Source organism: Marinomonas epiphytica (assembly GCF_054780655.1).
Window position 1 is genome coordinate 243997 of sequence record NZ_BAAGVX010000038.1, and the last position, 19943, is coordinate 263939.

22 protein-coding genes are annotated in these 19943 nt (G+C 43.4%); 11 read left to right on the forward strand and 11 right to left on the reverse strand.

The window, feature by feature from the left end:
• Nucleotides 1–67: 67 nt before the first annotated feature.
• Together ACYVGZ_RS13540 and mtgA are read right to left on the reverse strand one after the other, a co-directional pair.
• Nucleotides 68–1066 carry an ABC transporter substrate-binding protein gene (locus tag ACYVGZ_RS13540; protein ID WP_460756608.1) on the reverse strand — a complete coding sequence of 333 codons (999 nt, stop codon included), beginning with the start codon at nt 1064–1066 and terminating at the stop codon, nt 68–70.
• 108 nt (nt 1067–1174) lie between these two features.
• Complete coding sequence (gene mtgA, locus ACYVGZ_RS13545; protein WP_460756611.1) at nt 1175–1855, reverse strand: monofunctional biosynthetic peptidoglycan transglycosylase; 681 nt, start codon at nt 1853–1855, stop codon at nt 1175–1177.
• Between the two features lie 208 nt (nt 1856–2063).
• Between mtgA and ACYVGZ_RS13550 the strand changes: the two genes are divergently transcribed.
• Nucleotides 2064–3377 (forward strand): ATP-binding protein, encoded by a 1314-nt coding sequence (locus ACYVGZ_RS13550; RefSeq protein WP_460756613.1) that lies wholly within the window; start codon nt 2064–2066, stop codon nt 3375–3377.
• 75 nt (nt 3378–3452) lie between these two features.
• Here the strand turns inward: ACYVGZ_RS13550 and ACYVGZ_RS13555 are convergent, their stop codons facing one another.
• Nucleotides 3453–3602 (reverse strand): DUF2256 domain-containing protein, encoded by a 150-nt coding sequence (locus tag ACYVGZ_RS13555; RefSeq protein WP_460756616.1) that lies wholly within the window; start codon nt 3600–3602, stop codon nt 3453–3455.
• Between the two features lie 64 nt (nt 3603–3666).
• Nucleotides 3667–4671, reverse strand: a complete 1005-nt coding sequence (locus tag ACYVGZ_RS13560; RefSeq protein WP_460756619.1) for a GNAT family N-acetyltransferase — start codon at nt 4669–4671, stop codon at nt 3667–3669.
• A gap of 321 nt (nt 4672–4992) precedes the next feature.
• Between ACYVGZ_RS13560 and ACYVGZ_RS13565 the strand changes: the two genes are divergently transcribed.
• The gene (locus tag ACYVGZ_RS13565; RefSeq protein WP_460756621.1) at nt 4993–5634 is read left to right on the forward strand and encodes an Abi family protein; all 642 of its coding nucleotides are present in this window, start codon (nt 4993–4995) and stop codon (nt 5632–5634) included.
• A 136-nt stretch (nt 5635–5770) separates the two neighbouring features.
• Here ACYVGZ_RS13565 and polA read toward each other — a convergent pair whose 3' ends face one another.
• Complete coding sequence (polA, locus tag ACYVGZ_RS13570) at nt 5771–8506, reverse strand: DNA polymerase I (protein ID WP_460757070.1); 2736 nt, start codon at nt 8504–8506, stop codon at nt 5771–5773.
• A 268-nt stretch (nt 8507–8774) separates the two neighbouring features.
• Between polA and ACYVGZ_RS13575 the strand changes: the two genes are divergently transcribed.
• The 9 genes from ACYVGZ_RS13575 to ACYVGZ_RS13615 all read left to right on the forward strand — a co-directional run bounded on the left by ACYVGZ_RS13575 (nt 8775) and on the right by ACYVGZ_RS13615 (nt 16499).
• Nucleotides 8775–9737 (forward strand): homoserine kinase, encoded by a 963-nt coding sequence (locus ACYVGZ_RS13575; protein ID WP_460756624.1) that lies wholly within the window; start codon nt 8775–8777, stop codon nt 9735–9737.
• The gene (locus tag ACYVGZ_RS13580) at nt 9734–10300 is read left to right on the forward strand and encodes a DUF1007 family protein (protein WP_460756627.1); all 567 of its coding nucleotides are present in this window, start codon (nt 9734–9736) and stop codon (nt 10298–10300) included. The genes ACYVGZ_RS13575 and ACYVGZ_RS13580 overlap by 4 nt, the downstream gene beginning before the upstream one ends.
• A 33-nt stretch (nt 10301–10333) precedes the next feature.
• Nucleotides 10334–10966 (forward strand): LysE family translocator, encoded by a 633-nt coding sequence (locus ACYVGZ_RS13585; protein ID WP_460756630.1) that lies wholly within the window; start codon nt 10334–10336, stop codon nt 10964–10966.
• Nucleotides 10967–10994: 28 nt separating this feature from the next.
• Nucleotides 10995–11600: a MarC family protein gene (locus ACYVGZ_RS13590; protein WP_460756633.1), complete on the forward strand. Its 606-nt coding sequence runs from the start codon at nt 10995–10997 to the stop codon at nt 11598–11600.
• 112 nt (nt 11601–11712) lie between these two features.
• Entirely contained in the window at nt 11713–12678 is a 966-nt protein-coding gene (locus ACYVGZ_RS13595; protein WP_460756635.1) for a nickel/cobalt transporter, read from the forward strand.
• The gene (locus ACYVGZ_RS13600) at nt 12678–13151 is read left to right on the forward strand and encodes a Fur family transcriptional regulator (protein WP_460756638.1); all 474 of its coding nucleotides are present in this window, start codon (nt 12678–12680) and stop codon (nt 13149–13151) included. The genes ACYVGZ_RS13595 and ACYVGZ_RS13600 overlap by 1 nt, the downstream gene beginning before the upstream one ends.
• Before the next feature lie 3 nt (nt 13152–13154).
• Nucleotides 13155–13928 carry a zinc ABC transporter ATP-binding protein ZnuC gene (znuC, locus tag ACYVGZ_RS13605; protein WP_460756641.1) on the forward strand — a complete coding sequence of 258 codons (774 nt, stop codon included), beginning with the start codon at nt 13155–13157 and terminating at the stop codon, nt 13926–13928.
• A 50-nt stretch (nt 13929–13978) separates the two neighbouring features.
• Nucleotides 13979–14770 (forward strand): zinc ABC transporter permease subunit ZnuB, encoded by a 792-nt coding sequence (gene znuB, locus ACYVGZ_RS13610; RefSeq protein WP_460756644.1) that lies wholly within the window; start codon nt 13979–13981, stop codon nt 14768–14770.
• 97 nt (nt 14771–14867) lie between these two features.
• Nucleotides 14868–16499 (forward strand): methyl-accepting chemotaxis protein, encoded by a 1632-nt coding sequence (locus ACYVGZ_RS13615; RefSeq protein ID WP_460756646.1) that lies wholly within the window; start codon nt 14868–14870, stop codon nt 16497–16499.
• Here the strand turns inward: ACYVGZ_RS13615 and ACYVGZ_RS13620 are convergent.
• The 6 genes from ACYVGZ_RS13620 to ACYVGZ_RS13645 all read right to left on the reverse strand — a co-directional run bounded on the left by ACYVGZ_RS13620 (nt 16489) and on the right by ACYVGZ_RS13645 (nt 19871).
• Nucleotides 16489–16956 (reverse strand): DoxX family protein, encoded by a 468-nt coding sequence (locus tag ACYVGZ_RS13620; protein ID WP_460756648.1) that lies wholly within the window; start codon nt 16954–16956, stop codon nt 16489–16491. The genes ACYVGZ_RS13615 and ACYVGZ_RS13620 overlap by 11 nt on opposite strands.
• Before the next feature lie 43 nt (nt 16957–16999).
• Nucleotides 17000–17758 carry an HvfC/BufC family peptide modification chaperone gene (locus ACYVGZ_RS13625; protein ID WP_460756651.1) on the reverse strand — a complete coding sequence of 253 codons (759 nt, stop codon included), beginning with the start codon at nt 17756–17758 and terminating at the stop codon, nt 17000–17002.
• The gene (gene bufB / locus ACYVGZ_RS13630; RefSeq protein ID WP_460756654.1) at nt 17742–18659 is read right to left on the reverse strand and encodes an MNIO family bufferin maturase; all 918 of its coding nucleotides are present in this window, start codon (nt 18657–18659) and stop codon (nt 17742–17744) included. The genes ACYVGZ_RS13625 and bufB overlap by 17 nt, the downstream gene beginning before the upstream one ends.
• A 12-nt stretch (nt 18660–18671) precedes the next feature.
• Complete coding sequence (locus ACYVGZ_RS13635; RefSeq protein WP_460756657.1) at nt 18672–18947, reverse strand: BufA1 family periplasmic bufferin-type metallophore; 276 nt, start codon at nt 18945–18947, stop codon at nt 18672–18674.
• A 102-nt stretch (nt 18948–19049) separates the two neighbouring features.
• A complete protein-coding gene (locus ACYVGZ_RS13640; RefSeq protein ID WP_460756659.1) occupies nt 19050–19244 on the reverse strand; it encodes a zf-HC2 domain-containing protein in 195 nt (64 codons plus the stop codon).
• A gap of 3 nt (nt 19245–19247) precedes the next feature.
• Nucleotides 19248–19871: an RNA polymerase factor sigma-70 gene (locus ACYVGZ_RS13645; RefSeq protein WP_460756662.1), complete on the reverse strand. Its 624-nt coding sequence runs from the start codon at nt 19869–19871 to the stop codon at nt 19248–19250.
• Nucleotides 19872–19943: the final 72 nt, after the last annotated feature.

A 19943-nucleotide genomic window follows, 5' to 3' on the forward strand; every position in this document is an offset into this window, starting at 1 on the left:
TTATGCCCATAGCCAAGTGCCGTTATGTCGTTACCTTCGGCACTTGGTTAGGTAAATGGATGTTCTTTTAATCCAGTGCGTTTTCAATTCTTAGAGCGATTTCTTCAGATACCCATGCTTTCCAAGTGTCTGGGTAGGTTTCTAAAAAGTGATACATAGCCGTTTCTCCGTCTGCTTGGTTACTTTCTATCCAGGCAAGCAAGGTACTCATCTGTTGATTGGTAAATCCCCTTTGCTGGAAGTAAGCGAAGGCATCTGGCTCTTGTTCAGAGAAACTTTGGGTGGTGATTGTGTATACAGGTGCAGCTGGGTACATGGTCACTTTTGGCGATGCGCAGTCTGGCTGAGTGGTGCAGTTACGAAATTCTTCCACATCCGTGCCACTACCAAAATCTACCTTAACCATGTCATATTTGCCTAATACTGGGGTGGGTGCCCAGTAGTACCCTAGCCAAGCTTGCTGGCGTTCGTAAGCACGAGAAATAGTACCAGCCAGACCCGCACCAGAGCCTGGGTCTACAATGTCGAAGCCGTGTTTAGCAAGGCCAAGAGCATTAAATAAGTGCTCAGCTGTAATTTGGCAAGTCCAACCTGCAGGGCAGCTATAAAAGGCAGACTTATCATCGTTTTCAGGGTGAGTGAAAACCTCAGCGTGCTTAATAACGCCTTCAATAGTCGCCATTTCTGGGTACTTGTCTACTAAGTACTTAGGTACCCAAAAACCCTCTTCACCACCATTAACAAGAGACTTTCCGGCATAAACTAAACGCTTTTCAGCCACACCTTTATCTAGAGCTTCCTTAATACCATTCGTCCACATCTCAGGAGCAACATCTGGTTGGCCTTTTTCAATCATGGATAAACCAGTCGGCACACTGTCACCAGGGACAAGCTCTGCATCACACCCATAACCTTCATTCAGAATGAATTGGTCTACGTGAGCCATTAAACTGGCAGAGTTCCAGTTCATGTCAGCAATAGAAAAACTGCCACAGCTGGCGGCATAACTGGTTGCAGAAAAAGTTGATGCTAACACCAAGGGAATTAATGGGGCTTTTAAGTTCATAGAGTTTACTCCCATGCTAAAAATGCCAGAGTAACTCACTGGCGAACATAATTATATAAGGGGGCAGGACCTTTTTAAGGTTTATTGCTGCATGTTAATGATAGCCTGCTAATGATCTAGTATAGGGGTAAGGTGATCACCACCAAGTTGTCGCATCTGACGCTCTACCCAATCGACCCTCTGACGAAGGCTTGGTGTTAAACGGTTAGGGTCACGTGTTCGAGGGCTGGGCAATAACACAGCTAATCTCGCAGCTTGGTTACCTGTTAGATGACGAGCCGACTTGTCAAAATAATGCTGACTCGCGGCCTCTATGCCATAAATGCCTTTACCGAATTCTGCCACGTTTAAATACACTTCTAAAATACGTTTTTTGCCCCAAATGGCTTCAAGGCTTATGGCTAACCCCGCTTCTAACCCTTTGCGAATAAAACTTCGCCCCGGCCATAAGAAAAGATTCTTTGCCGTTTGTTGAGTAATTGTACTGGCACCACGCAGGCCTTCGCCATCATCGTATTGACTGAGGGCATTAGTAATCGCAACAAAATCGACACCAAAGTGCTGAGGAAAACGTTGATCTTCGGAACCAACAATTGCCAATGGCACCTGTGGTGGCAGCTTATCAATACTGATCCAATGGTGAGTGACAGGATAATCACTTTGCAGCATGAACGCCGTAGTTGGGGGGGGGACAAAGCGGAACAACAAGAGAATCAAGGTAAACACAACTAAAGTACGCCACAGGATAGCCCATGCTTTATTGACCATACTCTGTTTGCGCTTTGCCATGTAATGTCTCTTATTAAATAACGGCTGTTAAGTATAGCAAGCTGGACGTCGTGCTGTTCATGAAAGTTAGGGTATAGGAAGAACATGCTGAAAACCAAATGGGTTTACACTTTTAAGCGCATAAAAGTGTAGTTTTTTACTTTTTAATGCGCATAAAAGTGTTATTCTTTATAGGTTCTTCAATCTCAATCGCTGGAAATAGGCCATAATGAAGCGTACGTTACTCGATAAACTTATCCACTGGAAAAGCCAAACAACGAGAAAGCCGATACTCATTGACGGCGCAAGGCAGACAGGTAAAACCTTTCTGTTACAAGAGCTCTTCGGCCAGACTTTTCCAAATAGCCTACGCATCGATTTTCTGGAAACGCCTAATTTAAAAGACGCTTTTAATGGCTCGCTACACCCAGATGATATTCTGATGAACATAGAGCTGATCACGGGACAAACCTTTAACCCAGAAACAGATCTGCTCATTTTAGATGAAATCGGTGAATGTGAATCCGCTGTCACATCACTCAAATATTTTGCCGAGAAAGCGCCTACTTATTACATCGCGGCCAGTGGCTCCAACATTGGCTTATTAAATAGCTTTCCAGTTGGTAAAGTAGAACAACATAATCTGCGACCACTCAGCTTTTTAGAGTTTTTATACGCCTCTGAAGAAAAAGCCTTAATAAAAGCCTTTGAAGCACAAACTAACTCGCCTGCGGCTCACTCGAAACTCTTCGATAAATTGACCGATTACTACTTTACCGGCGGTATGCCAGAAGCTGTAGCGACTTGGTTTGCTAACAAAAATGACAGCATATTAGCGCGCATTGAAAAAGTGTCGAAAGTACAAGCAGACCTAATAGAAGGCTATCGACGGGACTTTGGTAAATACTCAGGGAAGGTAAATGCACAACTTATTGAATCGGTCTTTAATAGCATTCCTGCTCAATTATCCGCCGTGATGGATGAATCGGTTAAACGTTTTAAATTTAAAAACATTGTCGAACGTAAAACACGCTACAGTGAGTTTGAGAGCGCCATACATTGGTTGAGCCGTTGTCGCCTTGCTTTACTCAGCTACCCAATAGAAGGTCGACCAAGATCACCACTCGCCGCTTACAAAAAAGACAACCTAGTCAAACTCTTTCTGTTTGATGTTGGTTTACTAAACCACATGCTCGGCACCCAGTACCAAGAGCTCAAACAGCAAAGCTATGAATACAAAGGCTATATTGCAGAAAACTTCGTACAGCAAGAACTTACCACACTAGGAATCGATCCAAGCTATTCATGGAACGACGCCCGTGCGGAAATAGAGTTTTTATTAACCAATGAAGAAGGGGAAATCATTCCCGTAGAAGTGAAAAGCGGAAAGCGTACACGAGCCAAATCGCTTCAATCCTACATAACCAAATGCCAACCACATAAAACATTCAAACTCACAGGAACACAAGGCTCACCCGAACTAGAACAAACCAACATCGTCATGCCGCTTTATTACTCGATGTATTTAATGGAAAAATGGTAAATCGATTAAGTTAAGGAACAAGAAGTAAAGCGGCTTAAGGATTTTGACCTTTTTAAATTAAAAAATGAAATGCAGCTATAGGTCTCGATGCTTACCTTGTCGTTTACAACGCTCAGAACAATATTTTACCTGAGGCCAATCACGCTCCCACTTCTTACGCCACGTAAATGGACGCTGACAGATGAGGCAAATCTTTTCGGGTAGGTAAGGTTTTTTATGAGGCATAGATTGGGCTACGCAAACTATGCTGATTGGGATTAATTGGAAAAGAGTTTTGATTCGTTGAATCCTAGTTAGTAAGCCTTCCTACTGATTTTAAGAAAGCTTCCATAGATGTATTTGGCTGCTCAACGTACAGATCATCACCGTATTCTTCTGTAACTTGTTCCCAAAGTTGCTTCATTTTCCCTTTTCCTCGGTAAAATGGGTGTATCCAAGCAGTTGATAAATAAGGTTGATCTGAAACGTTTGCAATAGTAACTAAGCCTATCAAACAGTCTCTAGTACCACTACCATCTAAAGTTGCCATGCATTCAGTAAATGTGTACGCCTCGATATTCTTCCACGCCTGATCTGATATATCCCAGCTCATCCCTTGGTCACACTCTTTTCCTTGAAAACGCCGAATTGCTACACATGCTAATTTTTGCCAATCAGGTGATGAAATAGTGACCTTTTCATTATAGGTCTCTCCTCGCGGAGCTGGAATTGGCCGAATCAAACCTATTAAGCACTCTTCCATTAATTTTTGATCTGCGATACCTGAATGAAGCGAATTACCTTCCATTAAATGATTGAGGTTTTCAAACAGCTCCATTAATAAAGTATCTTCGGTATATTCTTTATCCGCCGGTATCGGTGAGGCTGCTTGCTCATTTAACCCTCGGTACACCTTATCAAAATCCATGCTAATCACATGAAATAAACCACTAGGTAAAGCGGAGATCCAAGAGGGACTATCAGCCCAATAAAGAAGAGTAGAGCCTTCTTTCCTTAATTTTTTGATTAAACTGATACAAGCATTTTCACCATCTTGCCCAGAAACTTTTAACATACAAGGCTCAAATCTGTTCTTATCAATTTTGGGGTAAGCAAATGTACAAAAATTCTCTATCGCATTGAGTACTTCGCGACGATCAAAATCTTTATAACTCGTAATAACTAATGGAATATCTTCTTCGCTTGTTTCATTCTCAATAAGGCAATCTATCGATAAACTAACTGCTTTTTTCTGCTCTTCTGATAGGGCATCAAGCTCTTCTAAGTATTTTTGTTTTTTTGATCGGGTACTCATTATCATCTTTTCCTTTTTCAGAGGGCTATTTTCAGTATAGAAGAGCAATTTACTCAAAAGCTACTTGATGTAGAGGATTTGCTTAGGAACCTTTATACATAAAAAAAGTTAGGCTTTACTAGATGAGAGGCGTCCAGCAGACACAAAAAAGCCTACATTTTTCAATGCAGGCTTCTTTATCATATGTCCTCGGGGGAAAGCTTTCGCTAAACAAGTCCCGTGGCTCGCTCAATAAATATATATACCGCAAACGAAAACGTCAACTGTATTTTCCATTTCGGGTATACTGAATTGATCATAATACTAACAGGTTTTACATACATGGATAGTATCAAAAGCACGCTGTCGTTACCCAGAATGAGTACCTTTGAGCGAGAGGTTGCTGGTTCTAATGTCAACGCATTAGATCTTTATCGTTGGAATGCTCAGTTGTCGTCAGCTTTAATTTATCCCTTTCACATATTTGAAGTGTCGTTACGCAATGCAGTAAGTGATGCCCTAGCAAATGTCCATTCACCTCATTGGCATAGGGCTCAAAGTTTCCGACGCTCTCTTAAAAAAGCGAAATATGGATATTGCCCACTTGAGGATCTAGAAAAGTTAGCTAGGAAGCATCAGAGATTAAGTAAGGTGATACCTGAGCTTAAATTCGTTTTTTGGGAAAAGTGCTTTACTTCGAGGTTTCAAGGGCAAATTTGGGCAAAGCATATTTTCAATACCTTTCCAAATCATGCCTTTTTAAATTTATCTCCAACCGAACTGCGTGAGCATATTCGAATTCAAATTGGCCTTGTTAGAGAAGTGCGAAATCGGGTTGCTCATCATGAGCCCATTTTAAAGTTTGATATACCTATTTTGATGCAGTCTATGGAACAAATTATCCGACTAAGATGTGAAGACACTTCCGAGTGGATGATGGCTAATCAACAAGTGCTGACCGTTTACCAAGCAAGACCAATTTAATGTGGAGTATTATAGATTCCTTTATTGGTCCAAAAAAATGTTCAGGATCATTGGTCACATCGAATAAAAAAGGCTTTTGATTCTTCAAAAGCCTTTCTGTGTCTCTCAATAACCTGACTCCTTTTAGTCCGAGCGCTTAATGCGCCTCGTCCCAGTTGTTACCAACACCTGCTTCTACCAGTAAAGGCACGTCTATTTTGCTGCTGTTCTGCATGATGTCGACTATTTTCGCTTGTGCGCTTTCAAGGTCGCTTTCAGCCACTTCGAAGATCAATTCATCGTGTACTTGTAGGATCATTTTTACATCTAGGTCGGTGTCAGCGAGCCAGCTGTGCATCTTGATCATGGCGCGTTTAATGATGTCGGCGGCAGAGCCTTGCATCGGTGCGTTGATCGCGGTGCGTTCGGCGGCTTGGCGCATCATGGCGTTGCTGGCTTTGATGTCTGGCAGGTACAAGCGGCGGCCATAAATGGTTTCCACATAGCCGTTTTCTTTCGCGCCTTCACGGGTGTTTTCCATGTATTGCTGTACGCCTGGGTAACGCTCGAAGTAGCGTTTGATGTATTTCGCGGCTTCTGGTCGGCTGATATCCAGTTGCTTCGCTAAACCAAAGGCGGACATGCCGTAGATCAAGCCAAAGTTAATGGCTTTAGCGCGGCGACGCTGCTCTGTGGTGACTTCCTCTAAGCTGACTTCGAAAACTTCCGCGGCGGTGGCCTTGTGAACATCGGCGTCGCGGGTGAAGGCATCAAGCAAGCCTTTGTCTTGTGACAAGTGCGCCATGATACGCAGCTCCACTTGAGAGTAATCCGCAGCCAGCAGTTTGTAGCCTTTGGGTGCAACGAACGCTTGGCGAATGCGACGACCTTCTGCGGTACGGATCGGAATGTTCTGCAAGTTTGGATCGGTCGATGACAAACGACCTGTGGCGGTAATGGCCTGATGGTAAGAGGTATGGATGCGTCCAGTAGTTTGAATCATTTCTGGCAGTTTGTCTGTATAGGTCGACTTGAGCTTAGATAAACTGCGGTGTTCCATAATTAACCGTGGTAGCTCATAGTCCTGCGCCAACTCTTGTAGAATCGGCTCAGCGGTGGAAGGCTGACCTTTTGGTGTTTTCTTAATGACAGGTAAGCCTTGCTTTTCAAACAAGATGACTTGTAGCTGTTTAGGGGAGCTCAGGTTGAAGCTTTCTCCTGCCAGTTCATGGGCTTTAATTTCAAGCTCTTGCAGCTTGGCTCCAATCTCTGAGCTTTGAAGATGCAGTAACTCTGGGTCGATGAGGGCGCCTGTTTGTTCCATTTTCGCCAGTACTGGTACTAACGGACATTCTATATCTTTGAATATGCTGACGAGTTCAGGCGTTTGTTCTACTTGCGGCCAAATGGCTTGGTGTAATCTTAGAGTGATGTCGGCATCTTCGGAGGCGTAGAACGCGGCTTGCTCCAGCTCAATTTGGTTAAAGGTCTTTTGCTTCTTGCCCTTACCCGCTAACTCTTCAAAGCTGACACAAGTGTGGTTTAAGAACTTTTTCGCTAGGGTATCCATGTCATGACGAGAACTCACCGAGTTGTAAACATAGGACTCCAGCATGGTGTCATAAGCAATGCCGCGAAGCTCAATGTCATAGTTGTTCAATACATTGGCATCGTATTTAAGATGTTGGCCGACTTTTGCTTTACTGTCGTCTTCAAGCCAAGGTTTTAATTGCGCTAATACCCAGTCACGATCCAGTTGCTCAGGTGCACCTTCATAGTCATGGGCAAAAGGCACGTAGGCGGCTTTGCCTGCCGTAACGGAGAATGACACCCCAACCAGTTCGGCCGCCATATAGTTTAGGCTGGTGGTTTCGGTGTCAAAGGCAACCAGTTCAGCTTCTTGTATGGTTTTTAGCCAAACAGCAAAGCTTTCTTTATCCAACACTGTGTCGTATTCAATCTCGATGTTGGCCGCTACAGGGGCTGCTGCTTGTCCGGCGTTATCTACCGTGTCGCTGGCGGTTTCCACGCTTGGTGCTTTGTCTAGGTCGGCCAACCAAGTTTTGAACTCCAGCTTGGTGAACCACTCTTTAAGAACTTCTTTATCCGCCTCACCATTTTTGAGTTCTAGGGCATTGAAGGGTAATTCAACATCGCACTTGATAGTCGCTAGGGTGTACGAAAGCTCGGCCATTTCTTTGTGCTCGGCCATTTTTTTAGCCATGGTTTTTGAACCGCGAAAGCCCAAAGCAGCAATGTCATCAAGGCGCTGATAGATGTCTTGAATGCTGCCTAAGCCTTGCAACAAAGCTAAGGCAGTTTTTTCACCCACGCCAGGCACGCCAGGGATGTTATCCACCTTATCGCCCATTAAGGCTAGGTAATCTATGATCAATTCAGGTGGAATGCCAAACTTGTCTTTGACTCCTTGAATGTCCATCACGGTATTGTTCATGGTGTTCACAAGGGTGACTTTCTCGGTAACCAACTGAGCCATATCTTTATCGCCCGTGGATACCACCACTTCGCGACCCGCTTCCCCGACTTGCTTGGCAATGGTGCCAATCACGTCGTCGGCTTCTACACCATCAATGATGACTAAGGGAAGCCCCATGGCTTCTACCATGCGGTGAATGGGTTCAATTTGTGGACGTAAGTCGTCTGGCATAGGCGGACGCTGTGCCTTGTACTCACTGTAGATTTCATCGCGGAAGGTTTTTCCCTTGGCATCAAAGATGATCACCATAGGGGAGTCCGGGTAGGTTTTAATGAGGCTGCGGATCATGCTGATGACACCACGGGTCGCATTGGTAGGGTGTCCGTTGCTGGTGCTCATGGGGGGGATTGCGTGGAATGCTCGGTAAAGGTAAGACGAGCCGTCTACCAGAATCATAGGGGGTGTTTGTGTTGATGAATCCGTAGCCAAAATAAGACCTCTAAATGAATCGGCGATAGTTGCTCTCTATTCTAAGCGCTTGTGATTATTTTTGCAGTCTTAATGCTCATTAATAATGGAATCTCCTTATGCTTGTAAATTTGACGTGATTTCATGGAATAAATTGCGCTTTTGCATAGAACGAATTGACCTTTTCCTGCTTATTGTGGAGCATAGGCTTTTGAACTTTTAAATTACTCTTTTTCAATATTTATAGGTAGCAAATTTGGCTGTTTACACTTCCCTTTCGGACTCTGACATGCGGGCCTTAGTGGCGGATTACTCTCTAGGTGAACTGGAGTCCTTTCAAGGCATCTCTGGCGGCGTAGAAAATACGAATTATTTTGTTAATACGACAACAGGCAAATATGTACTAACCCTATTTGAAGAGTTTGAATTTGAAGAGGTTCCTTACTTCTTAGACGTGGTCGCTCATTTAAGAAACAAAGGTTTTAATGTGCCTGCCGCATTGGTAGATAGCCAAGGCGAGCGCTTGCGTATGGTTAATGGTCGCCCGGCTATCTTTGTGGATTGCTTTGCTGGGGCTGAACTTGCTAAAACGACCGAAAAAACTTGTTTGGAAATGGGTGCTCTGTTGGCTAAGTTACATATTGCTGGTGAAGACTTTGTACAACACAGAGAAAGTCATCGAGGAATTGACTGGTGGCATACAACGAGTGAAGCACTCGTAGAGGAGCTAGAGCCGCAACAAGTGGCGTTGCTACGTACACAAATTCAAGCGTTTGATGAATTTATTGCTGTCAATCAGGACCTCCCTAAAACGACTATTCATGGCGACCTGTTTTTTAACAATACTTTGTTTGAAGGCGAACGTCTGTCAGCCATAATCGATTTTTATAACGCTTGCCATTCTTGGGTGATGTACGATCTCGCAATTGTGGTCAATGATTGGTGTACTGACCGTACCTCAGGTGCCATTGACATGGCCAAATACCATGCGCTAATTAACGCTTATCTCAATGAACGTACCCCAAGTGAGCAAGAAGTGTCAGCATGGCCGCATATGCTAAGAATTGCAGCGTTGCGTTTTTGGTTGTCTCGTTTGGAAGCGTGGCATGCGGCCAAGCATGATCCAGAGCGCCTTGCTCAACAGCATGATCCAAAAGAGTTTCAGCGTATTTTGGAAGCGCGAGTTACTTCGACTCCTGACTTAAAGGTAAAACTATGAAGCTTGCTAGGTTGTTTGGTTTATTTTGCGTATTGTTCTCTGCTCAAGCGTTCGCGCATCCTCATGTGTGGATCGATTCTCAGTATCAACTAGACCTTGATCAACCTAGCTTTCATTCCTTACAGGCGCGTTGGACGTTTGATCTATTTACCTCGACGAGCTTAATTCTTGAGTATGACGTAGATGGTGATGGGGCGCTTAAAGGACAAGAAAAAATAGCCGTTATTGAGGTATTAGAAAGCTTCGATCAGTTTGGTTATTTTGTCTGGCTTGATCTGGATGGGCAGCCGTTAAAACCCGATAGTATCAGTATTAGCGACGTCGGGATCTATGATCAAATGTTATGGGCTAAGTTAGATATTGAGTTAGCGCAAGACGTGGATCTTCGTAGTTCAACGTTAAGTCTTGCCTTTGGAGATGACAGTCTTTACTTCGCTATGATTCCAGTAGAGCAAGGCTTGTTGAGTTTATCAGGTCGCTTCGCGGAAGCCTGTACACCGAACCAACGAGAAGCGGAAGAAATTTCCATTGAATCTTGGTCTCAAATTAGCTGTCAGCTCTAGTGCTGAATTTTCATAGAAGATTGGAGTGACTCCATGTTAGAACATTTCCAGTGGTTTTCTTTTTTAGCCGCGATCTTGGTACTGACCATGAGTCCAGGGGTCGATACTATTATTGTGATGCGCAACTCCGTTTTAGGTGGCTGGCGCTTAGGTTTTTTAACCAGCTTAGGCATCTGCATGGGGCTGTTTGCACACGCTACGGTTTCTGCGCTGGGCTTATCTGTAATCCTGTTGAGTTCAGCCAGCCTGTTTACAGCTTTTAAACTGCTAGGGGCTGCCTATTTGGTTTATTTAGGCTATCAGGCGCTACGCAGTGCGAGTAAACCAAAAGGGATGACTTTTGACGCCAACACACCGGTTAGTGGTTCTGCTTGGGGCAGTTTCCGACAAGGTTTGTTTTCTAACGTGCTGAATCCCAAGCCAATTATTTTTTATATGGCTTTCTTGCCTCAGTTTATCGACCCAAGTCACTCGGCCTTAGTCCAATCTTTATTTATGGCGGGTCTGCATTTCATTATTGCCATGATCTGGCAAACATTTTTAGCCTTGATGGTACACAGGGCAAGAGTATGGCTGGCGCGACCAAAAGTTGCGCAAGTCTTGGATGGTTTAACTGGCCTATTGCTAGTTGGCTTTGGTGTTCGTTTAGCGCTTAGCCAGCGTTAAATAGATCTTTATACGTGAGTAATGTTAAATGAGTCTGTTGATTTCTACCTGGATAAAATTTTTCTTTTTATTCGCTCCCTTCTTTGTTTTATCAATGTTTCTGGCATTAACCAGAGGAGAAAGTTCAGCGGCGAGAAAACAAGTTGCCAATAAGGCCATCATTGCGGCTATCGCTATTGCGTTAGTTCTGCTGTTCTTCGGAGGCAGTTTATTTGCCGTATTAGGAATCACTCTAGACTCCTTTCGAATTGGCTCTGGCATCTTACTGTTTATGTCGGCTCTGAGCTTAGTTAAGGACGGTACTCGTAATCATGCAGTAGGTATGCCTAGCGAAGAACGGGAAGATGTATCCGTTGTACCTTTAGCGGTTCCCACTATTATTGGCCCAGCGACGATAGGAACTATCTTGGTTTATGGGGCAGAGTTACAAGGGTGGGAGTTAATCATAGGAATTGTAGGTTTACTGCTTGCATTGTGTTCACTATTACTGTTGCTTTATTCCTCTTCTCTTATTGAAAAGGTGTTAGGCCGAACGGGCTTGAATATCCTATCTAAAATCACCGGATTGATCTTAGCGGCTATGGCTGCTCAAATTTTCATGGGTGGCGTCATGGGCTTTTTAAAGCCGATGTAATCGACCTTATGAATGCTGTTTAGATTCTAGAGCTGTCTTCACTCACCTTATTTTTTGTTATAATATAACAAAAAATAAGGTGAGTGCATGAATCTACTTGTTGGAAAAAGATATGTTTAAAAAGTTACTTTTTACAAGCTTCATTGGATTGCTTGTTGCCTCATCCGTATGGGCGTCAGATAGCATTAGCTATCAGTCTTTTATTCAGTGGGTGCTTTCTCAGCAGGCTGTTTTGCATCGCGAACTGGTAACCTTGGTACGCGATTTAAGCCGTGAAGCTAGCCCTGTTGTTTTATGGAGTTTGATGACCGCTAGTTTTGCTTATGGTGTTTTTCATGCGGCGGGACCAGGGCATGGAAAAGCTGTAATATCTGCCTATATGTTGGCAAGTAAAGCGCCCATAAGACAAGGCGTTGTTTTGTCTTTTGTGTGTGCAATGGCTCAGGGCATAATGGCTATAGCGCTAATTTTAGTCTTGTCGCAAGTATTTTCTATTGCTGGTAAGGCTATGCAGATTTCCCGTTTTTTTGAGATAGCAAGCTTTGCAGCAGTGGGCGCTATGGGAATATGGATTCTTTCGCGCTTAATTAGAGGCAAGTCTAGTTGTGGTCATGATCACTCCCATGACCACTCACATTCTCATGACTCGGCTCATGTATGTGGGCATCGTTCTCATGACCATGACCATGACCATAAGAAAGTGATTCATACACATGAAGAACATATAAAGAGCGAGACAACAGTGGCCCAGCGTAGTTATTGGGCAATGGTATTGGCTGTTGGTATTCGCCCTTGTACCGGTGCGGTATTGGTTTTGTTGTTTTCTATCAGTGCTAATATCTTTCAGTGGGGAATCTTGGCAACTTTTGCTATGTCATTGGGTACGGCTATAACGGTTGCAGCGCTTGCCATTTTAAGCGTATTCGTAAGGGACGCTGGGCTCAATATGAGTCGAGCACGGCCACAATGGCAGAAGAAACTAACGAAAGGGTTTGGTTATGCAGCTGCGTGCTCGTTAATTTTTGTTAGCTGTTCCATGATCTATAGCTATATTGACAATGCAGGAAGGGCTTTCTAATGAAACATCATGACCACGATCACGATATGTGTGCAGAGCAAGCGTTAGCTACTGCTGAAGCAGTTTGTTTAGAACAGGGCCAAAGGTTAACTAAGGTGCGTCGTCGCACCCTAGAGCTAATATGGGAAAGCCATAAGCCATTAGGGGCGTATCAACTCTTGGCAAAACTAGCGGAAGAAGGGTTCAATTCTGCACCACCTACCGTTTATAGAGCATTAGATTTTTTGTTATCAGCCGGCCTTATTCATAAAGTAGAATCGATGAACGCCTACCTTGGTTGCATGCATGCTGATAAGCCTCATAAAGGCTATTTTCTGATTTGTGATGATTGCCATAATGTCATGGAATTTGACTATCAAGATATTCACTCTTTGTTAGAAAATAAAGCGGGCCAACAAGGCTTTAGATTAAAATCCGAGACCATTGAACTAAATGGCACTTGTCTCGATTGCCAGCCGTCTTCTGGAGAATAAAAAATGGCTCAGCCATTAGTAAGTTTTGAAAAAGTGGGTGTCTCTTTTAATGAGAAACCCTTGTTAGAGCAAATAGACATGGCGGTAAAAGAGGGGGAAATTGTTACCCTTATAGGCCCTAATGGCAGTGGTAAGAGCACTTTAATTCGGATGCTGCTTGGTTTACAAATGCCGAGTGAAGGCCAAATTACACGTGCTTCTGGTTTAAGAATTGGCTATATGCCACAAAAGTTGCATGTTGACCCAACCTTGCCTTTAACCGTAAAGCACTTTTTAGCCTTGGTTCGAAGTGGTGACAAAAAACAAATTGTCCCAACCTTGGAAAAACTAGGAATCGCACATTTACTAAATTCGCAAGTCCAGTTTTTATCTGGAGGCGAGACTCAGCGTGTTTTATTAGCTAGGGCTTTACTCAATAAGCCTAATCTATTGGTGTTAGATGAACCCGTTCAAGGGGTGGATGTAAATGGTCAGGTTGAATTGTATAACTTGATTGAGAGCATTCGTAACGAACTTGGCTGTGGCGTTCTCATGGTGTCCCATGATTTGCATTTGGTCATGGCTAAAACGGATACAGTAGTCTGCATTAACCAGCACGTTTGTTGCTCTGGTTCTCCGCAACATGTGACGGGACACCCTGCCTACCAAGCTTTATTTGGCATACCAGGTGCCGATGAATCTATTGCTATCTATGCACATCGCCACGATCATGTTCATGATGAACACGGCGATATCGTGAACGATTCAGATTGCCAAACCACCTCATGCAATCACTAATTTATGTTGTTTGTTAAGAACTCAAACCGATTTTAGGAGCGGTGAATAGAATGTTAGATCTATTACTACGGGCTTTGCTTGGGGGTATTGGTGTTGCTGCAGTTGCAGGCCCGTTAGGTGCTTTTGTCGTTTGGCGTCGTATGGCGTATTTCGGGGACACACTAGCACACTCAGCTTTACTTGGTGTGTCACTTGGTTTTCTATTTGATGTGAACTTGAACCTAGCCATTATTGTTTTATGTGTGGGCTTAGCAGCGGTTTTAGTGATGTTGCAAAAGCGCCACATAATAGCAACAGATACCTTGCTCGGTATATTGGCTCATTCAGCCCTATCTTTAGGGCTTGTTGCAGTAAGTTTTCTTGATAATATCAGGATTGATCTAATGGCGTATTTGTTTGGCGATTTGCTCGCTATTAGCCAGATGGACTTATATTGGATCTATGCCGGTGGCGTCGCAGTATTGACTCTTTTGGTAATATTTTGGAAACCTTTGCTTGCAATGACGGTCAATGAAGAGTTGGCGAAAGTAGAAGGCTACCCCGTTGAGTCTATTCGCTTACTACTCATGCTTTTGGTTGCTTTAGTGATCGCGGTTGCCATGAAAATCGTGGGTGTGCTGTTGATTACCTCTTTAATGATTATACCGGCCGCTACCGCGAGAAAACTGTCTAAGACACCCATACAGATGGCGAGTATTGCTAGCATTATAGGGTGTATTGCAGTCTGTGGAGGGTTGTGGGCATCCTATCAGTGGGACACTCCTACGGGGCCTAGTGTGGTGGTGTGTGCCGCTATGCTATTTATGTTCGCTTATTCAGTACCGATCAAACGTCTAGCCTAAGGGCTAGGATATTATTCAGGATTCGGGCACTATAAAGTGAGATAAACTACATCAGAGTCTAAACTTAAGTGATCATCACCGAATTTATGAGGGTATTATGTTAGGTTTTTCAACAATTCGTAGCCGCTTAGCCACCAGTTATGTCGTGCTGTTAGCGTTACTCATTTTGGTTATCGTTTTTTCCGCCTCACGCTTTCAGCTGTTATCTAAAAATATTCAAGGGATAGTCGATGAAAATGCGGCTTTAGTTGATTTAGCTGGTGAGCTTAATGTGAATGCAGAAAGCTTAGCAAGCCGTTTATTGCTGTTATTTGTCTTAGAAGAACGTGATGCACGTGTTGCCATATATAAGGAAATTGATGAACGTAATAAGCGTTTAGATGAAGGCTTATCAAAAATGCTTGAGCTGGTTTCCAGCTCAGAAAACCAGGCTCATATTGAAGTTTTAAAGAAGCAAAGAGTGGTTTATCAAGCTGCCTTACAGTCTACTGTTGAGGCTCTAGAGTTTGGTGAGTTAGCTGATGCAAAAGCAATGATGGCAGGACAAACTCGGGATGAACTACAAACCTTCTTAAATCAAACCAAAGCGTTAGCTGAGCGGGAACGTTCGATGATGTCATCGCGCCGTCAAGAAATTCTATCTGAGGCCAATATTGCTATTTGGTCGACCTCGTTTATCGGTCTGTTCGCCATAATAGTCGGTGTGGCGATGTCAGTGTTAATAACCCGTAGTATTGTTCGCCCTTTAAACGAAGCAGTGAACTTGCTGGATAAGGTTTCCCATGGTGACTTAACGCAAGAAATAGACAAATTACCATCAGGAGAAATTGGCCAACTACTTAGTAGTGTGAAAGGTATGAGAAACAGTTTAGTGCAGGTGGTTAACCAGATAGAGCGTAATGTCACCACAGTTGTTTCGGCTACAGGAGATATCTGTTCAAGCGTTTCCGGGGTGCAACAGGGCTCACAAACTCAAGCTAAAATGGCCGGTGAAATTCAAACCTCAGTAGGCGAGCTGTCTAGCTCTGCCGGTGTCATTTCAGAGCACGTGAATGTTACTCGCAGCCAAGCGGAAGGTGCTCATAATCTGGCTCAGAGAGGCAAACAAGTAATTACTGGTGCAGCTCATGATATTACAGAGGTTGCCGCATATATTAATGAAACTTCCCATTCCGTAGCTAAGCTGAGTGAAAGTGCTGTAACGGTTACTGAGTTTGTAAACAGTATTCGAAACATCGCTGAACAAACGAATTTGCTGGCTCTGAATGCGTCTATTGAAGCTGCCCGTGCTGGTGAATCTGGTCGTGGCTTTGCGGTGGTTGCAGACGAAGTACGAAACCTTGCGACGAATACAGCGGAAGTAACGTCTTCTATTGACGAGGTTATCACTCGAATTGGGGCATTGTCTCAACAGATCTCAGATGAGATGTCGCATGGGCAAGAAAAAATGCGCAATGGTGTTGAGCAAATAGAAGCGGTGGTTGAGCCTTTAAGTCAATTAGAAGCCGACTCAGCACAATCTCTCCAGAGTTTAGATGAGTTAACACACCTTGCTCAGCAGCAGGCTAACGAAGCCGATGACATAGCCCAGCATATTGCACGCATTGTTGAAGTCACGGGTGAAAATGAAGCAACATCTGAGCAATTAAGTGCATTGACCGATTCGCTATCAGGGTCTGCCAAGCAAACCCAAAAAGCGACGGCGACCTTTACCTTACCTAAGGTTTAATAAGCTGATCGAAAGAGAAACGGCCAGCACCACGGTACATAAGTAGCAATGCAATAGCTAACCATGTGCCGTGGGTTGGATAAGCGTCCGGGTAAACAAAAAGCTGAATGACCATTGTCATAGCAGCTAAGCCAAAGGCTGCTAAACGGGTAAATAGGCCTGTTAAAATCAAAATAGGCAAAACATGCTCCGCAATGGTTGCAAGCACGGCAGCAATGGCAGGTGGGATAAGAGGTAAGTTATATTCGTATTCGAATAAAAATTGCGTCGTCTCAGCGAGTTTAGGAATACCTAGCTGAAACTTCATCGCAATAATATCAATTGAAAAGCCCTCTACCTTGGTTTGCCCCGATTTCCAAAAAACCGCAGCCAGAGAGAACCTAGCAATAAATAAAATGATGGACTCGGGCAGTCTATTGAACACGCCCTCACTCTTTTGCAAAATAAAAGACAACATAGTTTTTCCTTATTATATTAGATAGTTGGGTTGGTTCAGGTAGCTAGTTAGTGCTGGGTTCAGCTATTTGCGTGATGACTTGCCAAGCAATGAGTTGAGCTAATGATTGCCCTAAGTCAAAATTATTATCCTCTGGAATGGCTTCCCCCAGCTCGCAACCTAGTAATAAGTTCTTGATAAACACGGCTTCAGCATGGCTAATAATATGAAGTTGCGCATAAACATGTGACTTTACGAGTAGTAGATGCTCCGAGTTATCCACTTTAATATTGCTGAGCTGATTATTGTCGTCATTTAAATGAGCTTTATAAATTGAGCCAATTGCATAGGGCGAGACAAAAATTTTACTGCTAGGCGGTAACGAAATGAGTAAACGGTTCGGGCTCTCTGCCTGCTCAAGTGCTTCTGAAACGGCTTGTTGATTGAGGATGTGATATTCTTCAGAGTTGGTTAAATCTAGTAAGCTGTACTCAAGAGCGGCTAAGTTGGCTAAAAACGGTAAACTTTTGACCGCCTCAAATTGATAAATAAAATCAGAGAAAGTGTCACCATATTGACTAATAATGGGAGATTGTGGCGGGTTTGTGAGCACATACTCCCTAGCCATCGCTTTAAAGAAGGCCTCTCCTACCAAGGTTTGTGTTACTGGAAAAATGTCGGCTAGGGCCTCAACAAGAGATACCACTACATTATTGCGATAAACGTTTAGTCTAACTTCCTTTTCTGCCATGGTGGGCGCGTCTATTTTTGAATAAATCTGGCTGTCTTCGCTCAATAAAGCCGCTTTAAATTGCGATTGCATGCTCAGCCTCCTGCTGCAGGCGTTGGCGTATGCTATCAGCGTGCGTAGCTTCGTCTAGCAATTCTCGTAATGGTGGTAAGTTTCCATCTCGCTCAATCAGAGTCGGTTTGTCTCCTGCTAGCTTTAGCGTCAGCTCATATAAAGACCAAACTTCATTGGCAACAGGTTCATCATGGCTATCTATCTTTAATGGTATCGTTTCATTACTGTCCAAAGTATGGCCTGCTAAGTGAATCTGACCAACGGCTTGCATGGGAAAAGCTTGTAGGTATTTTTCGGGGTCACCCTGATTGTTAAAGCAAGAGACCTCAACATTGTTCACATCTAACAGCAAGCCACAGCCAGTACGCTGAGCCATTGCTTGAATAAACTCGATTTCGCCGCAATCACTGTGGGTAAAAGAAAAGTAAGTAGAGGGATTCTCAATCAATATTCTCTTTTGTAATTTGTTCTGTATCTGATCGATATGCTGACAAACTCGGTCAAGGGTAGTCTGATCATAAGCTACAGGCAGTAAATCATTCAAAAAGTGACCGTTATGGCTGGACCAAGCCAAATGCTCTGAAAATATTTCAGGCTGCATTTCATTTACGAGAGTGGCAACGGAATTTAAATGTTGCTCATCGAGAGGGTTTTCCCCTCCAATGGATAAACCAACACCGTGTATGCTGATGGGGTAAACTTCCCTAATTTTATTTAAAAAATAGCGGGCAGGTCCACCTGGGCGTAAGTAGTTTTCAGCATGAAGCTCAAAGAAGCCAACATCAGGTTGGTCAGTGAGAATGCTCTGGTAGTAGTTCGGTTTTAAGCTAATCCCGCTCCTTGAGAGAAAGCGTGGGGACTGTGCTTGGTCCCCACCTTCATTAAGCTCTTTAGAGTAAAGTGCTTGTTCCATCATCATTGGCATCCGAAATTAGAATGCTTTAAGTTGACCGTGACCAGTCGGAGACGTTTTTGACTCCATGTCCATGCAAGTACCAGCCGGAACAAGTTTCCAAGCATTGCTTTGGTAGTCTTTAGTAGAAGTGCCTGCACAAGATGTACCTGGACCTGCAGCACAGTCATTTTGACCTGCTAGAGACACGCCATAGCATTTTTCTTTGCTTGCAGCTTCAGCTGGAACAGCAACAGCAGATAGGGCAATAGCAGTACCTAAAGCAAGAGATAGTGAAGCTTTTGTATTTTTCATTGGTATATCCTCATCTATTTTCAAAGTAAGACTGAATTGTCTTGGTTACCTAATTCTGACGATCTGTGGGGAATATTTCTTACACAGAAATATCAAAAAAAATTATATTTTGTCATTTTCTTCTTCTGGCTTATTATAAGACCTTGAAATAAAACGTAATTCTTCCATTTGCTGGCCGAACCTGCGACACGGTGGGCACATGGCAGTATGCAACGCTAATGACACTTTCTCTTTTGTATCTAAAGGGCGATCCAATTTTTCAGACAGTAATTGAGTAGCTTCTTTGCAATTCAGCATAGTTTAAGATCTCTCTACTTGAAACCAATGGTCCTCCAAGCATTCACGTAAACGTAAGCGGGCTCGGTATAAGGTGACATTTAAGTTACTGACCGACATGTCTTCATTATGGCAAATTTCTTGGGTGTCCATTTCAAGAAATTCTCGCATCATAAACAGGCGGCCATACTTATCAGGTAATGCATTTAAGCAAGCGTCAAAAACTACCCAAAAGTCATCGCTTTCCACATAATGGTCTGGCTGGTCCCATTTCTGCGGTCTTTCATTGACTTGCCAGTGACCGTTCTCTACAAACAAGTGCTCCATTAACGCATCACCTGTTTTGTTTGGACCATTTTCAAGTTCACTGGCTGCTGTCATACGTTTGTTTTTACGTAATAGGTCGATGACTTTATTTTTGACAATGCTAAATACCCAAGTACGAAATGCTGCTTGGCGATTAAATCGGTCAACATTTTGATAAGCTGAAATCAAAGCTTCTTGCACCGCATCTTCCGCAAGCTGCTTATCTTGCACTTGCTTAAATGCAAACTTCATCATTTGATCTCTTAATCCTTCAACGAAGGCAGCATCATGAAAAATTTGTTGTGAATAGGGTTGGTCAAACGTTGTTTGCACATGATTCATGAGAGCCTCAGTTTATCTCTTAGTAGTTAGTCGTAGAGAGTTACGTTTTCTTACACAGTTAATGAAAAAAAA

What these genes read in the sequence shown, in the direction of transcription:
- ACYVGZ_RS13540 (WP_460756608.1), bottom strand. Translation starts at nt 1,066, where the DNA reads ATGAACTTAAAAGCCCCATTAATTCCCTTGGTGTTAGCATCAACTTTT.
- mtgA (WP_460756611.1), bottom strand. Translation starts at nt 1,855, where the DNA reads ATGGCAAAGCGCAAACAGAGTATGGTCAATAAAGCATGGGCTATCCTG.
- ACYVGZ_RS13550 (WP_460756613.1), top strand. Translation starts at nt 2,064, where the DNA reads ATGAAGCGTACGTTACTCGATAAACTTATCCACTGGAAAAGCCAAACA.
- ACYVGZ_RS13555 (WP_460756616.1), bottom strand. Translation starts at nt 3,602, where the DNA reads ATGCCTCATAAAAAACCTTACCTACCCGAAAAGATTTGCCTCATCTGT.
- ACYVGZ_RS13560 (WP_460756619.1), bottom strand. Translation starts at nt 4,671, where the DNA reads ATGAGTACCCGATCAAAAAAACAAAAATACTTAGAAGAGCTTGATGCC.
- ACYVGZ_RS13565 (WP_460756621.1), top strand. Translation starts at nt 4,993, where the DNA reads ATGGATAGTATCAAAAGCACGCTGTCGTTACCCAGAATGAGTACCTTT.
- polA (WP_460757070.1), bottom strand. Translation starts at nt 8,506, where the DNA reads ATGATTCTGGTAGACGGCTCGTCTTACCTTTACCGAGCATTCCACGCA.
- ACYVGZ_RS13580 (WP_460756627.1), top strand. Translation starts at nt 9,734, where the DNA reads ATGAAGCTTGCTAGGTTGTTTGGTTTATTTTGCGTATTGTTCTCTGCT.
- ACYVGZ_RS13585 (WP_460756630.1), top strand. Translation starts at nt 10,334, where the DNA reads ATGTTAGAACATTTCCAGTGGTTTTCTTTTTTAGCCGCGATCTTGGTA.
- ACYVGZ_RS13590 (WP_460756633.1), top strand. Translation starts at nt 10,995, where the DNA reads ATGAGTCTGTTGATTTCTACCTGGATAAAATTTTTCTTTTTATTCGCT.
- ACYVGZ_RS13595 (WP_460756635.1), top strand. Translation starts at nt 11,713, where the DNA reads ATGTTTAAAAAGTTACTTTTTACAAGCTTCATTGGATTGCTTGTTGCC.
- ACYVGZ_RS13600 (WP_460756638.1), top strand. Translation starts at nt 12,678, where the DNA reads ATGAAACATCATGACCACGATCACGATATGTGTGCAGAGCAAGCGTTA.
- znuC (WP_460756641.1), top strand. Translation starts at nt 13,155, where the DNA reads ATGGCTCAGCCATTAGTAAGTTTTGAAAAAGTGGGTGTCTCTTTTAAT.
- znuB (WP_460756644.1), top strand. Translation starts at nt 13,979, where the DNA reads ATGTTAGATCTATTACTACGGGCTTTGCTTGGGGGTATTGGTGTTGCT.
- ACYVGZ_RS13615 (WP_460756646.1), top strand. Translation starts at nt 14,868, where the DNA reads ATGTTAGGTTTTTCAACAATTCGTAGCCGCTTAGCCACCAGTTATGTC.
- ACYVGZ_RS13620 (WP_460756648.1), bottom strand. Translation starts at nt 16,956, where the DNA reads ATGTTGTCTTTTATTTTGCAAAAGAGTGAGGGCGTGTTCAATAGACTG.
- ACYVGZ_RS13625 (WP_460756651.1), bottom strand. Translation starts at nt 17,758, where the DNA reads ATGCAATCGCAATTTAAAGCGGCTTTATTGAGCGAAGACAGCCAGATT.
- bufB (WP_460756654.1), bottom strand. Translation starts at nt 18,659, where the DNA reads ATGATGATGGAACAAGCACTTTACTCTAAAGAGCTTAATGAAGGTGGG.
- ACYVGZ_RS13635 (WP_460756657.1), bottom strand. Translation starts at nt 18,947, where the DNA reads ATGAAAAATACAAAAGCTTCACTATCTCTTGCTTTAGGTACTGCTATT.
- ACYVGZ_RS13640 (WP_460756659.1), bottom strand. Translation starts at nt 19,244, where the DNA reads ATGCTGAATTGCAAAGAAGCTACTCAATTACTGTCTGAAAAATTGGAT.
- ACYVGZ_RS13645 (WP_460756662.1), bottom strand. Translation starts at nt 19,871, where the DNA reads ATGAATCATGTGCAAACAACGTTTGACCAACCCTATTCACAACAAATT.